This window comes from Thermosynechococcus sp. HN-54, assembly GCF_023650955.1.
GTDB lineage: Bacteria > Cyanobacteriota > Cyanobacteriia > Thermosynechococcales > Thermosynechococcaceae > Thermosynechococcus.
In genome coordinates this window covers 1293460-1308533 of sequence record NZ_CP098039.1, presented here as the reverse complement: position 1 = coordinate 1308533, position 15074 = coordinate 1293460, and the positions used below count along the sequence as shown (strand labels likewise).

The window sequence follows — 15074 nt, the reverse complement described above, 5'->3', positions numbered from 1 at the left end:
CTAAGAGCTAAGTTGCCTTGATCAGACAAGCAAGGGCATCAAGGCTTTCGGATAGTTGCGGCAGGAGAATGCGATCGCCCACCATTGCCGCACACAGCAACATCATGTAAAGAATCGAGAACTTAAAGAGGCGGCGTGCCTGTTCCTTGTCCTCGGGGGTTTGGGTCAACTGCCACGCGCGGTAAATAAACCAGCCGCCAAGGGCGATCGCCACCCCACCATAGCCCCACCCCACGACACCACAGGGATAGACCAACAGCAGACTGGTGGGCACCAATGCCAACGTGTAGAGGAAAATTTGCTGTGCCGTCACGCGATCGCCATCCACCACCGGCAGCATTGGCACCCGCACACGGGCATAGTCCTCTTGGATCAGCATTGCCAACGGCCAAAAATGGGGTGGTGTCCAGATAAAAATGATGGCAAAGAGCACCCAAGCTGCCCAACTCAGCTCTCCCGTCACTGCTGCCCAGCCCACCAAGGGAGGAATTGCCCCAGCGGCACCGCCAATGACGATATTTTGCGGCGAAGAGCGTTTGAGCCAGTGGGTATAAACCCCCACATAAACCGCAATTCCGGCCATGGCAAGGCAGGCACTGAGGAGATTGGCAAAGACCGCCAAAAGGCTAAAGGCCGTTATTGCCAACAGCACCGCCAGACACACCGCTTCCCAAGGGGCAACCCGACCGGCGGGCAGAGGACGATAGCGCGTCCGCTCCATGATGGCATCAATATCGCGGTCATAGAGACAGTTAATCGTATTGGCCGCCGCCGCCGCACAGGCACCGCTGACAAGGGTAATCAGGAGCAGTTGAGGGGCTACCCGACCTTGACTCGCCACTTCCATGGCTGCTGCCGTGGTAATCAAAAAAAGCAGGATTAAGCGGGGTTTCGTGAGCTGGACATAGTCCACTAATTTTGTCGAGAGATCCCCCGTCGAGGAGGAAAGTCTGGCTAGGAATGTCATGTAAGCCTCAAGATCATTCAAAACTCATGCTTCAGGGAACCAAGTTGGCGATCGCGCCACGCCAATGTGGAAATCGCAACCAATAGTCCCAAGAGGGTGGCGCCAATCGTTTGATGGGCAACCGTGAGTGCCGGAACCTGTAGCTTTAGTTGTAGGGTGCTCCACCCCAAGGCCACTTGCAGAGCCACCACCGGCAGAAGCGAGACACTCAGTTGTCGCAAAAGGGGCGTCAAGGCTGGGCTGCGCCACGCCACAATCACCACCCCCAAGACGCTCAAGGTAGCTGGGACAACGCCAATCAGATGGCTACTGAGCACTGCACACAGGCGATCGCCATAGAGACACTGATGCACCGCCCACTGCGAAGACACCAAGCCCCCTAACAAACTTTGGCCATAGACACATAAAGCGGCGATCGGTGCTGCAATCCGCAACCAACGGGCACTACCCGTGCCCCTAAAGGGAGCCAAGCCAAGGGTAATTGCCACCAACAGGCAAAAGAAAAGCAGTCCTGTACCGAGGTGAGCGGTAACAATTTCAAAACGCAGCAATTCAGTCACCGTCAGCCCCCCCAAAATCCCCTGCACAATCACGAGGCACAGTGCCGCCGCAGCGGCGGAGGGGACCCAAGGCGGCAGGGCTGGCCGCCAAGCCACGCTCAATGCGGCAAAGGCGATCGCCATCAGCCCTAAACTGGTGGCCAAGAGGCGGTGAAACCACTCTAGAAAGATTTGCAAATCCATTTGCGGCACCAGCGTGCCAAAGCACAGCGGCCAATCGGGACAAGCGAGACCGGCATCCATTACCCGTGTGGCACTGCCCACCGCCATCAAAAAGAGCGTAAAGACCGCCATCAGTAGGACGAGGCGAAACATCCACTGGCGACGAGCACTGGGATCACTGCCTAGCGTTAGGGGTCGAACATCAAAGGGACCCAGCACGGATTTTTCCTCGACAGCAACAACTTCATTTATGGTAAAGAAGCTAAGGGGGGGATCACGGCTGGCATGAAAATCTATAGCTTTTCTTTAAGTTGTTGCCAGAGTATAAATTTTTCTTGCGTTTTTTTGCCTAAAATGAGGGTTCGCCGGCACTGGGTTGTTGTTGCAAAAAATGGAGAAAATCCAATAGTTCCTCATCGGTGAGTTGCTGGCGCGATCGCTTGCCATAGCGTTGCAACAAACAAGCTCGTCCTTGAGCCTCTGTCCACCCCAAGCGTTTCATTTCCACCGTGGTTTGGGCAATTTCATCGGCGAGATCCACCGGTTCCCGCTTCGTGGGGGGCTTCTCGCTAGCCGGTTTCACCGCTGGTTTGCTGCGGCGGGGCGTGGGCGGGGTGGTGGGTTCGAGGAGTAGCTCTGTATTGTTGGTTTCTGACCACGAAGCTGCCTCTAGAGCTGCTGGTGGCCGAGGAATCAGTTCCGCTTCGGTTTGCAAGGGTAGATGAATACTGAGAAGTTGCAAGGCACGCTGGCGGGCACTATCTTCCGCCTGCTCCAGTGTCGGTGCAGCAGCCATCCCTGTGGCTAAAATCGTATCCCCCACAAGAAGGGTGGTTTTGACAATAAAGAGACCGTCATGAATTTGCAACAAATCACTGACAATGCTGCCGGTGGGATAGCGGCGATGGAATTCGCTCATGGCATTGCAGCCGCAAAACGACGCATCGGATTCATCTTAGCCTATCCTTGCGGGCAGGCTGGCCTAGAGGAGATTCAGCACTGCCTTGTGAACGGCGGCAGACTGAAGATAGGCTTGATAGCTCGGCGCGGGTGCTGAGAACGTATCTTGCCATTGGCGAATCAAGGCACGGGGGTCGGCCGGCAAAGCCTTGAGTTCAACCCCAGCCATCCCCGTATCGGCCATTAAGTAACTTACCTTGGGATCATAACTGAGGGCAAAACAGCGACAACCCCCACTAGCTGCCATAATCAGGGCATGGAGGCGCATGGCGATCGCTCCCGCCGTTGTTGTGAAAATTCCCTTCATCTGCCGCGGATCCTCACAGGAGAGAAGTTGGGTTTGCTCAGGAATCAAGGTGGCGTAGAGGTCTTGTGCAAGGGGCAAATCCTGTTGGGGTTGAAAGGGCAAGAGCAGTAGATCAACTCCAGTGTCTTCCTGCCATTGGCGCAGGGCGGTTTTGAGCAATTGCCAGCGCTCGCCCGTCAGGTGCCGATGGGGACGCAAGCACACAGCAATGGGCGCCTTATTCTTGGGGGGCAACACAGGACGCGCCGACATCAGCCACACCGGATCTGCCCCCTGTTGATAGGAAATACCCCACTGCCTTAGGAGAGCTGCTGACCCAGAATCTCGCACTGTGACTGCAAGACAACGCCGCAGAAGTGCTCGTGTCCACCAACGATAGAGGGGCGATTGCAGCGGTCCAATGCCCTGTGCCCAAGCAAGGGTGCAACAGCCCAACTGTTGTGCAAGCGTCATCAGGCCAAGGTAATAGAGGGGACTGCGCCAACTCGTCACATCCTGAATCAGGCTGCCACCCCCCCAAATAAAGGCTTGACTCTGGCGGAGAGTGCGGAGGACCTGACCCCAATCGCGGCGATCGCAGGTGGCAACACCATAGAGGGCAGATGTGACCGCAGGATTACCGCTGAGCACCACAGGGGAGACATGACGCGGGAGCTGTTCTAGGAGCGTGGCCAAGAGCGCTTCATCACCCGCGTTGCCATAGCCGTAGTAACCACAGAGAAAGACCTGAGTCATGCCACACGCTCCACTACCGCTGCCGCCTTCAGAATCTGTTGGATCACATTGATGAAAGAAGCGGTAGGCTGAATTGCTGATAGAAGCGATAACCGGTGTTGGGGGTACTGAGCTTGCAGGGGGGGCACTTGGGCATGGAGCTGAGCGAGTATTCTACCTCCAAAGAGAAAATAGCTATAGATTCGACTACTGGTGTAGCCCTGAGCAATTCGCATTTCAATAGCACGCCCTAAACTCCCCTCTTGGGCCAACAGAGCTGGGAGGACACCACAAGCCTGAGACAGTTCTTCAAACCAAGGAAGCACCTCGGGACGGCGGCTACCATGGCCAAGGAGAATATGGGCAGATCCCTCGGCGATCGCCTGCTGTAACCATGCTTGAAACAAGGGTTGCCCCCCTAGGAAGGTCAACAGTTCTAAGGGTAGACCCGATTCAGTACTCGCGATCGCCTGCGGCAAATCCACAACCACATGGTTGCCCGGTAGTAAAAACAGGGGTAAAATCACTATCCGGTCAACCCCTTGGCGTTGCGCTTGGCCACTGAAGGCCTGAATCTTCTTGGGTAGCGGTTCTCCCTCAAGGGTGCCCCATCCCACAATTCCTAGACTGATTAATTGCTGACACAAAAACGCCATTGCCGCCTGTGGCTCAGGGGCAGAACTGCCGTGGCTAATCAGAAAATAGGCCATCATGATGGGGCAGAGAATCGAGAGCGCCAAGTTTCACTCAAGAGTTCCTGTTGCGGTACCAAAACCTGCTCCCCAGAGGCTAACCACTTCACTTGAACCGTGCGATCGGCCGCTTCACTCTCGCCAATCACCAGACACACCGTGGCACCAACGCGATCGGCGCGTTTCACCTGCTTACCAAAGGCACTGCCGCTAAGATCCACCTCGACGGTGTAACCTTGATGCCGCAATTGCTGTGCCAAGATCAGCCCCTGCCGTTCGGCAGCCTCGCCCCGCGTCACCATGTAGAGATAGGGTTCATCCCGTGGGGGTAGGGGGTGATCCCGTAGAAGCAAAATCAGTCGCTCCAGGCCCATCGCCCAACCAATGGCCGGGGTTGGCGGGCCGCCGAGTTCTTCAACCAAGTGATCGTAGCGCCCCCCCCCACAGACGGTTCCCTCGTTGCCCAAACTCAAATCCTGAAATTCAAAGGCGGTGTGGGTATAGTAGTCGAGGCCGCGCACAAGGGCAGGATTAATCTGGTAGCGGATGCCCAGAGCCTGCAAGAGGGATTGCACCTGCTCAAAATGGTCGCGCGATCGCGGGCTGAGGTAATCCAATAGCCGAGGCGCTTCCTTGACAATCGCTTGGGTGCGAGGGTCTTTGCTATCGAGAATCCGTAGGGGATTGCGGTGCAGGCGTTCTTGGGAATCGGGGTCTAAATCGGCTTTGTAGGGGGTGAGGTAATCCACCAAGGCTTGACGGTAGGCACTGCGATCCTCGCGATCGCCGACGGAGTTGAGCATCAGGGTTAACTCCTTCAGTCCTAGGGCCTGCAAAATATCTAAGGCCACGGCAATCACTTCAGCATCGGCACGGGGATCGGCACTCCCTAAAACTTCCACTCCCAACTGGTGAAACTGGCGATAGCGACCGGACTGTGGCCGCTCGTAGCGAAACATGGGCCCTAGGTACCACAGACGTTGCACGCCCCCTTGGCTGTGCAGACCATGCTCAATATAGGCACGTACTACCCCAGCCGTGCCCTCTGGCCGTAGGGTCAGCGAGCGTTGAGCGCGATCGCTAAAGGTGTACATTTCCTTGCTGACAATATCGGTAGCTTCGCCAATGCCCCGCTCAAAGAGATTTGTTTGCTCAAAGATAGGGGTGCAGATTTCACGGTAAGCAGCTCGATCAAGGATTTGGCGAGCAAGGGTTTCTAAATACTGCCAATAGGCCCGTTCGGCGGGCAAAATATCGCGAGTTCCGCGGGGTGCTTGCAAACCCATGCTGACAGCAAACGCACAATAGAACAGAGGTATTATAACTGCCTAGCTCCCCAAGCGCTTCTCCACTCGCTCTAGCACTTCACGAATTTGTTTTAACTCTTCCAAAACTTGCCTTAACAGATCCTCGGTGGGGTTCGGGGGTGTGGTTTTCAATTCCACTTGCAGGGTAGTAATGCCCATTACGTCACGGGCAAAGCGAGCCACTTCATTGGGGTGAAACAGCAACGGTTCGCGGCGGCTCTTGCGGTGCTCTGGATTGAGGCGTTGGGGATCAAAGGGGGGATTAATGGTTTCATGATTGGTGTTGACATAGCGATAAATAGACGCACGGGAGCGGCGGAGAGTTTGCTGCACTTGATCAATGGTCATTAACTCATCCCCCCCCGCAGGATAAGAAGAACGCTGCATCGAGAACGGCCAAACGGTAATGTTGCTGTCAAACTTGTTTTACTGTAAGAGTATTCCCGTAAGCTCATCAAGTTTTCATGGTTATTTCTGCGGAGGGGGGAGGAGAGGGTCGCTGCTGCTGCGCCAAAAGACCACTGGCAAATGAGAGTGCCATTGCCGAGCGATCGCCCCCCGCTAAATCTGCTAATGCCTGCACCCGTGCCTCCTCGGTTAAGTATTGCACACGAATTACCGTTGTGGCAGTACTGGGGTCAATGTCCTTTTGCACCAAATAGTGGTGATCCGCCGCTGCCGCAATCAAGGATTGATGGGTAACGCACAACACCTGATGGGTTTGCCCCAATCGGCTTAAACTCTCGGCGATCGCCCCCGCGACGCGGCCGGAGACCCCGACATCAATTTCATCAAAAATCAACGTTTTCGGCGTTTGCTGTGTCGTCAAGCAGGTCTCCAACGCCAGTAAAAATCGGCTCATTTCACCGCCAGAGGCAATCTCCCCAAGGGGTTGTAGGGGTTGGCCGGGATTGGCACTCCAAAGAAATCTAATCTCGTCACTGCCACTACTACTAGCTTCTGTACTCGTTAGCTGCACGGTAAAACGGGCTTGGGGAAGTCCGAGGGGCCGAAGATGGGTCAGCAGGTCTTCTTCTAGGCGTTTTGCTGCCGCTAGTCGTAATTCATGAAGTTCAGCACTGGCTTGCTCAAGGGCTTGCCGCAGTTGGGTAACTTCTGCCTCTAGGTGCTCTTGGCTGGTGGATTCCTGACTGAGGGCTGCTAACTCTGCTTGGATGCGATCGCGATAGGCAATGACATTGCCCAAGTCAGGCCCATACTTGCGGCATAGGCGTTGTAGTTGGTGGATGCGATCACCAAGGGCATCGAGGGTCGCGGGATCGGTGTCTAGGCGATCGCTATAACTGCACAGTTGGCGTGCGGCTTCCTCCGTGTGGGCGATTGCCCCCTCTAACAATTCGCTAATCGGCTGCAGCGCTGGATCCCAGTCGGCAATGGCTTGCAGTGCTCCTTGGACTTGCGCCAATAAGATCATCACACTCGGTTCCCCTTCATAGAGGAGATAGTACGCTTGTTGGCTTTGGGTTTGCAGCTCCTGTACATGGCTGAGGCGTTGATAGTCCCGTTGCAACTGGGTCAGTTCTTCAGGGTCATCTAGAGCCGCCGGCAGCAGTTCTTGGAGTTGAAAGTGGAGTAAGTCGAGTCGTTGGAGGCGTTGCTGTTCCTTGCTGGCAAAGTCCTGCAATTCTCGCTGCCGAGTCTGCCATGCACGGTAGGCGTCTGCCACCCGCTGCCGCTGAGTGATTAAGGCCGCTCCACCATAGCGATCGAGCCAATCCCGCTGTTGAGACGCACTTGCCAGTTGCACCGCCTGTCCTTGAGCTGTGAGACGCACAAGGTGTTGCCGCAGTTCCTGAAGCTGCTGGCGATTGACCAGCACGCCGTTGACTCGGCTGCGACTGCGGAACGTTTCCCCTTTGAGGCTAAACTCACGGGTGCAGATCACCTCATCCCCTTCAGCATCAATTTCTAGGGTGGCCAGCCAGTCTCTCACTGGGGGTGTCAGGGTGAAAATGGCTTCAATGCAGCCCTGCTCCGTCCCCGATCGCAACTGCCGTGCTGAGAGCTTTCCCCCCAAGAGGGCATCAATGGCATCGAGGAGGATCGACTTGCCTGCGCCTGTTTCACCCGTGAGCACATTCAACCCCGGCTGAAAGGTGACCTCTAGCTCCGCAACCAAGGCAAAGTTTTGAATCCGCAGCGTTTGTAGCATTCTGGCTCGACTCGAGCAACGATTCTAGGGCAATTATTTTCGTCAGCTTTCTATCAACAGTTTGCCACCCTCAAGAGGTGACCCACTTTTGGGATCGTGCGACTTGATTTTGTACCGCTGATTAGCCTACATAGTATGAAGGTAACATTTTGCAACAATGTGAGGAGCGACCGCGCGGATGATCACGGAGGCAGCGATCCCGGCCACGGTTCCCAAAGAATTTTTAGGTCCACCAGAGGGCTTTAATCCCACCTTGGTCATGTTTTTTGCCGCATTTGCGATCGCCATTCTCTCGACGTGGGGCTATTTTCAAGGTCACTGGCCGGGCTGGATCTCCTTTGTGGCGAACATGTTGGCCTTACACCTCATGGGCACTGTGATCCACGATGCCTCCCACAATGTTGCCCACAGCAATCGCATCATGAATGCCATCATGGGGCATGGCAGCGCCTTGATGTTGGGGTTTGTCTTCCCCGTCTTTACCCGCGTGCATATGCAGCACCATGCCCATGTGAATGATCCCGAAAATGATCCCGACCATTACGTTTCCAAAGGGGGGCCGCTGTGGCTGATTGCACCCCGCTTTTTCTACCATGAGGTTTTCTTTTTTAAGCGGCGGCTTTGGCGCAACTATGAACTTCTGGAGTGGTTTCTCAGCCGCTTGACGCTGGTGGGGCTTGTGACCTTTGCTGCCCTCAATGGCTATTTAGACTACGTTTTGAATTATTGGTTTCTGCCCGCCGGGGTGGTGGGTCTGATGCTGGGGCTATTTTTTGATTATTTTCCGCATCGTCCCCATATAGAGCGCGATCGCTGGCACAATGCGCGGGTCTATCCCAGTCGCATCCTTAACCTGCTTATTTTTGGCCAAAACTATCACCTCATCCATCACCTCTGGCCGAATATCCCGTGGTACAAGGTGCAACCCGCCTACTACGCCGTCAAACCCCTCCTCGATGCCCATGGCTGCAAACAAACCCTTGGTATATTGGAACCAGGAAATTTCTTGCCCTTTCTCTATGATGCCTTGGTGGGTTTGCACTTCCATCGCCCTCGTTCTTCCTGAGGTAACCCCCCGCTATGGTGACTAACGCTGCGGGCGATCGCCCCCTTGTCGTGGCCGTCGAAAACTTACAAAAGTCGTACCGTAGCGGTTTCTGGCTGCGGACGGTGCTCACGCCCCTTAAATCGGTGTCGCTGCAAGTGCACCAAGGGGAAACCTTTGGCCTCCTAGGCCCCAATGGCGCGGGTAAAACCACACTCCTGAAAACCCTCCTAGGTCTGGTGCGGCCCAGCGCCGGTCACGGCACGCTTCTGGGGCATCCCTTGGGCGATCGCGCTGTGCGGCAGCGGATTGGCTACCTGCCGGAAAACCCTTACTTTTACGACTATTTAACCGCTTGGGAGTTCCTTGAATTTACCGCAGGTTTGTTTGGCCTCAGTGCCGCCACCCGCAAAGAACGCATTCCCCTGTTGTTGGAAATGGTCGGCCTCAACCTCAAGGATGCCCGCAAAAAGCAAATGCGCCGCTATTCCAAGGGGATGGTGCAGCGGGTGGGATTGGCGCAAGCCCTGATTAACGATCCCGAAGTGGTGTTTTTAGATGAACCGATGTCGGGTCTTGACCCCTTGGGCCGCTATCAAATTCGCGAGATCATTCTTTCCTTAAAACAGCAGGGCAAAACGATTTTCTTCAATAGCCATGTGCTGGCGGATGTTGAGGCCATCTGCGATCGCATTGGCATTTTGGCGCAAGGGGAACTGATTTGCGCGGGCGGTGTCGATGAACTCCTTGGCAGTAGCGAAGCCTACCATGTCGTGGGCAAAGGGGGTCATGTGGATGGCCTCCAAGAATGGCTCTATTCCCTAGAGATTCAGGGCGATCGCTGGCAAGGGGTGATCAAAATTCCCCTCCAACGGTTTCTCACGCTTGTGGAAGAAATGGGCGGGACAATTCTGCAACTGCGCCTTGCGCGTCCCACCCTTGAGGAATTTTTTGTTGCTCAACTGCGCCAACGGGGCATTCAAGTGACCCACTAGGGAGCTTGGGGCTGGCTCGCGCCGTCTGAGATGAGGAGTGAAAGTAACGAAAAGGATGCTGAATGCTGAACTGGCGCCGTTTTCTTTGGCTAAGTTGCCTTACGGCTTTGCTCATCGTTGCCTGTGGCACCTCTTTTTCTTCGGTGGCCACCGATGCCCTCAGTCAGCAGATTGAGCAACTGCGACAGGCGCCTGTAACAGTGATAGTGCAAGATACCCAAGGTCGCGCCATTGCCAATGCCCGTATTCAACTAGTGCAGCAAAGCCATGCCTTTCCCTTTGGGGTTGCCCTCGATACGGAGATGTTTCGCCCCTCCCCACCCCCTGCGGCTGACTGGTACAAGCGGACGGCTCAGGCAAACTTCAATGCGGCGGTTCATGAAAATGCCCTCAAGTGGTATCAATTGGAGCCAGAGCAGGGCAAGCTCGACTTTACTATGGCTGACACTATCCTCAACTGGGTGCAGGCGCAGGGCTGGCCGATGCGGGGACATACCCTCTTTTGGGAAGTGGAGCAGTTTAATCCCCCTTGGCTGAAGGCGCTACCGCCGGAGCAATTGCGCGCAGCGGTGAAAAACCATGCCATTACCGTCTGTCGCCACTATCGCGGTCGCATCAATGAATTTGATGTCAACAATGAAATGCTCCATGGCAATTTTTTCCGCAGCCGCCTTGGTGCGGGCATTGTCAAGGAGATGTTTGAATGGTGCCGTGAGGGCAATCCCGATGCGATTCTTTACGTTAACGACTACGGCATCATTGAGGGCGATCGCCTGAATGATTATGTCGAGCAGATTCGCAATCTCTTGGCTCAAGGGGTGCCCATTGGCGGGATCGGCATTCAAGCCCATCTGGAATATCCCTTGGATGAGGCGAAAATGCAGCGTGCCCTCGATACCCTTGCCCAGTTCAATCTGCCGTTGAAAATTACCGAAGTGAGTGTGAGTTTGGCCGATGAACAACAGCAGGCGCAGACGCTGCGTCAGATTTACCGCATTGGCTTTGCCCACCCCGCTGTGCAGGAGATTTTGCTCTGGGGCTTTTGGGCGGGGAACCATTGGCGTCCCCAAGCGGGACTCTATCGCCAAGACTTTTCCGCCAAGCCAGCGGCGATCGCCTACCGCAAACTCCTCTTTGAGGAGTGGTGGACAAGGGTGACTGGCCAAACGAACGCCGAAGGCCAATGGCAGGGACGCGGCTACCTCGGTCGCTATCGCTTGACAGTGACCGCCCAAGGCCAAACCCGTACCCGTGAGTTTGAACTCCCCCAAGGGGGCACGAGCGTTACCGTTCGATTTTGAGCCTAGCCCCGCAGTGCCGCTGTCAAGAGGGAGAGCCAAGCCAAGGGATTACCCGTTGTGTAAATGTCCATCACCGCCCGCGCCAGTTGGGGTAGGGTGCGATGCCCATAAAACCAAGGCGGTGTCACAGGTAACTGGAAGGGCACACGAATCACGGCTTTTTCGGGATAGTCAAACAGAAAGCTGTTGTGAACTACGCCCACGCCAGAACCAATGGCCGCTGGTGTATGTCCGGGAAAGGCGCCCCAAGGGGTACAGCCTAACCCGTTGGCTAGGGAGACCCACGCATTGATGGCAATGGAGCCATAGCGCAGTTGGGCGATCGCTCGCTCTAGGGCTTCTGAATAGGTGGCCTCAGTCCGTGGATCCACAATCAGACTACAGCCAAGGGTTCCCCAGAGCCGCTCATGGACAAAGGGCACCGCCGTGGCCAAAAAGTCTGCGGCATCATGCACGGGCAATTGCACCTCTGCCAAAAGACCACAAAAGACCTCCTCTTGGAAGATACGCGGATTCGCCGCAGGCGTCAGGCCTTCAATCAGTGTCCAAGGAATCGTGCCTTCCAGCGGAGAACTGAGCACCGTCGCTTGGGGATAATCCGCTAGAAATGACTCATAGCGGGCGATCGCCCCCGGATAGTAGGCAGGACGGGGGGGAATTTCTTGGAGTTGTGCCTTGAGAGCCGTTAGGAATGCCTCTCGCTGCGGCCAGCCGGCAGCGGTGACGACAATCTGCGCTGCAATGCAGTTAAAGCTGGCGTTATGGACAAGGGCACTGGCCACTTGGCGGGCTTGGTACGCCAGTTCAGCCTCCGTCCATTCACCGGGGACAATCAGCAAGGGCGTCACATTGCCCAATTCCGCCGTTACAGGTTTGGTCAGCTTGCGGTGTTGGCGGGCTTTGCGAATGGCCTGTTCCGCAGCAGTGTCTCCCCAGACCAGACGATTGTAGGTGTGGTGGGAACCCGTAATGTGAATGTGCTGTGTCAAGGGATGGTGGCAAAGGGCTTCTCCGAGGGTTGCATCCCCCTCCATAATCTCAAGGAAACCCGCCTCAATCAGGGGGGCACACACCTTACGAAAACAATCCGTTAGGGGCGCTAAGAGGGGATTCATTTTCAGCAGCGCCACGCGATTGGCCACCACCAATTGGTAGAGGGCATCCGCCAAGCACAAAGAGGTGATATTGCCCGCACCCAGCACCACAGCAACACCGGCTGGGGGAGGGTTACGGTAGGCACTGCCTTGGGTCGGGGGTTGACCCGGTTGCAGCCAGACTTCTGCCTTGACCCCAAACCAGAGCAGGCGCTCTTGCCAATTGCGGGGGAGAATTTCAGCGATCGCCTGACCACTGGGGGCAGTTCGCCAGCGGGGCACGGGGGGCGTTGCCTCATGACGCAGGGCATGGAGATAGTGATCGAGCTTGAGAATGAGTCCCAAAGGACCAGTGGTCCATTCTTCTCCTGCCCAAACGCCCTGGGGGTCAATGCCTTTGATTTGACAGGCCAAGCTGACCCACTCTGGGGCATGGCGACGGGCAAGGGTCTTCATGGCTTGGAGATAGGGAATGCGCTGCCGTGGGGAGAGGCGCTGCCATTCGTTCGCCTGTTGATGGAGTCGTTCAAGTTCGGGAATCGTCGCTGTGGAAAGTGTCATAGAAGTTGGGGTGTTGGCTCCTATGGGAACTGTGGTCAGTCGTGCGGGGTCTGGGTATGCTGTTTTCCTCAATCCTCCTCTGCCAAGAAACTCAATCGCGATCGCCAGCCCGCTGCGCTACATTAAAAAATTATGAACGATGCAAGGGAGGTAAGGCGTGATTCGTCCCGACAGCGAAGTCATTTTAGAGGTGCGTGATCTCACCGCCAGTGTGGAGGACACTCCCATTCTCAAAGGCCTGAACCTGACGATTCGCGCTGGGGAAATTCACGCCATCATGGGTCCCAATGGCTCCGGCAAAAGTACCTTCTCGAAAATCCTCGCGGGGCATCCCGACTACACGGTGACGGGCGGTGAAGTGCTCTACAAAGGCAAGAATCTCTTGGAGTTGCCCCCAGAGGAACGTGCCCGCGAAGGCGTCTTTTTGGCCTTTCAATACCCCCTTGAAATTCCGGGGGTGAGCAATCTTGACTTTCTGCGGGTAGCCTACAATGCCAAGCGCAAGCACCAAGGCCTCGAGGAACTGGATGCCTTTGATTTTGATGATTTGGTGCGGCAGAAAATTGAACTGGTGAAATTGGATGAAGCCTTTCTCAATCGCGGGGTGAATGAGGGCTTCTCTGGCGGTGAGAAAAAGCGTAACGAAATTCTGCAAATGGCTCTCTTGGAGCCAACCCTTGCTATCCTCGATGAAACCGACTCTGGCCTCGATATTGATGCGCTGCGCATTGTCGCCAACGGTGTCAATCAACTGACTCGCCCCGATAACTGCATTCTCCTGATTACGCACTATCAGCGGCTGCTCGACTACATCGTGCCCGACTATGTCCATGTGATGGAAGGCGGGCGAATTATCCTCACAGGGCCGAAGGAACTGGCGCTGGAACTCGAAGCACGCGGCTATGACTGGGTACGCGAAGAGGAGGGTGCTCTTTCATGACAATTACGGTCAACGCCAATTCTGATCAGGCGGATTTACCCACCGGCCGTCGCGCCAATGATCTCAGTGATTTGCTGGCCTTGGCACCCCCTTTACGCCATGCTGAGTTAGAACCCCTGCGGCAGGCCGCCCGCGATCGCCTGCATGAGCAAACCTTGCCTACCCCCCGTGATGAGGAGTGGCGCTTTACGGATTTATCGGCGTTACGCACGCGATCGTTCCAAGCACCCATTGCCCCCCTTGCCCCAGAACTTGTAGCAGAAGTACGGCATTTACTCTGCGAGCGCAGTTTTCCAACCGTTGCCCAAATTGTTCTGATTGATGGCTATTTTTGCGGGGAACTCTCCCGTCTGAATGCTGCTGGGGTTGAACGATTGCCCCCTTCCCGGCCAGCGATCGCTCCCCCAGAGGTCTTTAGTGATCTCAATGCCGCCATGCTGGCGGAGCAGATTTGTTTGCGGCTATCGGGGTCTCTCCCTGAACCGGTAGAGGTGTTCTTTGTCAGTAGTCGGCAGCAGCAGAGCGTGGTGTCGCCCCGCCTCACAGTTGAAGTGGCTGCCCAAAGCCAAGCCACCCTAATTGAGCGCTTTTTGTCCCTAACGGGTGACCAACAATTTACCAACAGTGTGACGGAAATTTCCCTCGGTACCGCTGCTCGCCTGCACCATGTGCGGATTCAACACCAATCGCCGACAGCGATTCACATTGGGGCGACGGCTGTTTGCCAAGAGCGGGAGAGTCACTATGCGGGTCATGCCATTGATCTGGGGGGATGCTTGAGCCGTCACAATTGGCAGGTGCAGATCCAGGGCAGTGGCAGTCAAACGCTCCTCAAGGGGCTGGCGATCGCCATGGACGAGCAGATCATGGACACCCACTCGGCAGTGTTCTTTAATGCTCCCCATAGCGGCAGTGAACAGATTCACAAGTGCATTCTTGGCGATCGCGCCCATGGTATTTTTAATGGCCGCGTTGTCGTGCCCCAAGTGGCGCAACTCACGGATGCGAGCCAGCTCAATCGCACGCTACTCCTCTCCGATAAAGCCCGTGTGGATACCAAGCCGCAACTGGAAATTGTTGCCGACAATGTCAAATGCTCCCACGGTGCTACCGTCAGTCAACTGGCGGCTGAGGATCTCTTTTACCTGCGCAGTCGCGGCCTCGATGAGCGCCAAGCACGGGATTTACTGGTGAAGGCCTTTGCCCTTGAGCAGCTGGTTGATATTGAGCCAGATCCTCTCCGACAGGAGCTAGAAGAAGCCCTCTTGGCTAAATTACACTAGCTTCTCTTGGGTG

Annotated in this window: 14 protein-coding genes; 5 read left to right on the top strand and 9 right to left on the bottom strand. The window is 55.7% G+C overall.

Annotated features, from left to right (window positions below; all coding sequences use genetic code 11):
- Window positions 1-7: 7 nt before the first annotated feature.
- From NBE99_RS06330 to recN, 8 genes are all read right to left on the bottom strand, one after another.
- Window positions 8-967 carry a heme o synthase gene (locus NBE99_RS06330; RefSeq protein ID WP_250683624.1) on the bottom strand — a complete coding sequence of 320 codons (960 nt, stop codon included), beginning with the start codon at window positions 965-967 and terminating at the stop codon, window positions 8-10.
- Between the two features lie 17 nt (window positions 968-984).
- Entirely contained in the window at window positions 985-1908 is a 924-nt protein-coding gene (locus NBE99_RS06325) for a heme A synthase (RefSeq protein WP_250683623.1), read from the bottom strand.
- A 130-nt stretch (window positions 1909-2038) separates the two neighbouring features.
- Complete coding sequence (locus NBE99_RS06320; RefSeq protein ID WP_250683622.1) at window positions 2039-2608, bottom strand: hypothetical protein; 570 nt, start codon at window positions 2606-2608, stop codon at window positions 2039-2041.
- Window positions 2609-2671: 63 nt separating this feature from the next.
- Complete coding sequence (gene csaB / locus NBE99_RS06315; protein WP_250683621.1) at window positions 2672-3691, bottom strand: polysaccharide pyruvyl transferase CsaB; 1020 nt, start codon at window positions 3689-3691, stop codon at window positions 2672-2674.
- Entirely contained in the window at window positions 3688-4410 is a 723-nt protein-coding gene (locus NBE99_RS06310) for a sirohydrochlorin chelatase (protein WP_250683620.1), read from the bottom strand. Before NBE99_RS06310 ends, csaB begins: the two co-directional genes overlap by 4 nt.
- Window positions 4380-5648 carry a histidine--tRNA ligase gene (gene hisS / locus NBE99_RS06305; protein WP_250683619.1) on the bottom strand — a complete coding sequence of 423 codons (1269 nt, stop codon included), beginning with the start codon at window positions 5646-5648 and terminating at the stop codon, window positions 4380-4382. The genes NBE99_RS06310 and hisS overlap by 31 nt, the downstream gene beginning before the upstream one ends.
- Before the next feature lie 42 nt (window positions 5649-5690).
- Window positions 5691-6056 (bottom strand): resolvase, encoded by a 366-nt coding sequence (locus tag NBE99_RS06300; RefSeq protein ID WP_250683618.1) that lies wholly within the window; start codon window positions 6054-6056, stop codon window positions 5691-5693.
- A gap of 67 nt (window positions 6057-6123) precedes the next feature.
- Complete coding sequence (gene recN, locus NBE99_RS06295) at window positions 6124-7842, bottom strand: DNA repair protein RecN (protein ID WP_250683617.1); 1719 nt, start codon at window positions 7840-7842, stop codon at window positions 6124-6126.
- A 181-nt stretch (window positions 7843-8023) separates the two neighbouring features.
- On the opposite strand from recN, the gene crtR reads away from it, so the two are divergent.
- The 3 genes from crtR to NBE99_RS06280 all read left to right on the top strand — a co-directional run bounded on the left by crtR (window position 8024) and on the right by NBE99_RS06280 (window position 11183).
- Entirely contained in the window at window positions 8024-8908 is an 885-nt protein-coding gene (crtR, locus tag NBE99_RS06290) for a beta-carotene hydroxylase (protein WP_399371049.1), read from the top strand.
- A gap of 14 nt (window positions 8909-8922) precedes the next feature.
- Window positions 8923-9882 (top strand): ABC transporter ATP-binding protein, encoded by a 960-nt coding sequence (locus NBE99_RS06285; protein ID WP_250683615.1) that lies wholly within the window; start codon window positions 8923-8925, stop codon window positions 9880-9882.
- 62 nt (window positions 9883-9944) lie between these two features.
- The gene (locus NBE99_RS06280) at window positions 9945-11183 is read left to right on the top strand and encodes an endo-1,4-beta-xylanase (RefSeq protein ID WP_250683614.1); all 1239 of its coding nucleotides are present in this window, start codon (window positions 9945-9947) and stop codon (window positions 11181-11183) included.
- Between the two features lie 2 nt (window positions 11184-11185).
- Here NBE99_RS06280 and NBE99_RS06275 read toward each other — a convergent pair whose 3' ends face one another.
- Window positions 11186-12838 (bottom strand): aldehyde dehydrogenase family protein, encoded by a 1653-nt coding sequence (locus NBE99_RS06275; protein WP_250683613.1) that lies wholly within the window; start codon window positions 12836-12838, stop codon window positions 11186-11188.
- 157 nt (window positions 12839-12995) lie between these two features.
- Between NBE99_RS06275 and sufC the strand changes: the two genes are divergently transcribed.
- Complete coding sequence (gene sufC, locus NBE99_RS06270; RefSeq protein ID WP_250683612.1) at window positions 12996-13778, top strand: Fe-S cluster assembly ATPase SufC; 783 nt, start codon at window positions 12996-12998, stop codon at window positions 13776-13778.
- On the top strand, window positions 13775-15061 hold the full coding sequence (gene sufD / locus NBE99_RS06265; protein ID WP_250683611.1) for a Fe-S cluster assembly protein SufD: 1287 nt from the start codon (window positions 13775-13777) through the stop codon (window positions 15059-15061). The genes sufC and sufD overlap by 4 nt, the downstream gene beginning before the upstream one ends.
- Window positions 15062-15074: the final 13 nt, after the last annotated feature.

What these genes read in the sequence shown, in the direction of transcription:
- NBE99_RS06320 (WP_250683622.1), bottom strand. Translation starts at nt 2,608, where the DNA reads ATGAGCGAATTCCATCGCCGCTATCCCACCGGCAGCATTGTCAGTGAT.
- recN (WP_250683617.1), bottom strand. Translation starts at nt 7,842, where the DNA reads ATGCTACAAACGCTGCGGATTCAAAACTTTGCCTTGGTTGCGGAGCTA.
- NBE99_RS06275 (WP_250683613.1), bottom strand. Translation starts at nt 12,838, where the DNA reads ATGACACTTTCCACAGCGACGATTCCCGAACTTGAACGACTCCATCAA.
- NBE99_RS06330 (WP_250683624.1), bottom strand. Translation starts at nt 967, where the DNA reads ATGACATTCCTAGCCAGACTTTCCTCCTCGACGGGGGATCTCTCGACA.
- NBE99_RS06280 (WP_250683614.1), top strand. Translation starts at nt 9,945, where the DNA reads ATGCTGAACTGGCGCCGTTTTCTTTGGCTAAGTTGCCTTACGGCTTTG.
- hisS (WP_250683619.1), bottom strand. Translation starts at nt 5,648, where the DNA reads ATGGGTTTGCAAGCACCCCGCGGAACTCGCGATATTTTGCCCGCCGAA.
- sufD (WP_250683611.1), top strand. Translation starts at nt 13,775, where the DNA reads ATGACAATTACGGTCAACGCCAATTCTGATCAGGCGGATTTACCCACC.
- NBE99_RS06285 (WP_250683615.1), top strand. Translation starts at nt 8,923, where the DNA reads ATGGTGACTAACGCTGCGGGCGATCGCCCCCTTGTCGTGGCCGTCGAA.
- csaB (WP_250683621.1), bottom strand. Translation starts at nt 3,691, where the DNA reads ATGACTCAGGTCTTTCTCTGTGGTTACTACGGCTATGGCAACGCGGGT.
- NBE99_RS06300 (WP_250683618.1), bottom strand. Translation starts at nt 6,056, where the DNA reads ATGCAGCGTTCTTCTTATCCTGCGGGGGGGGATGAGTTAATGACCATT.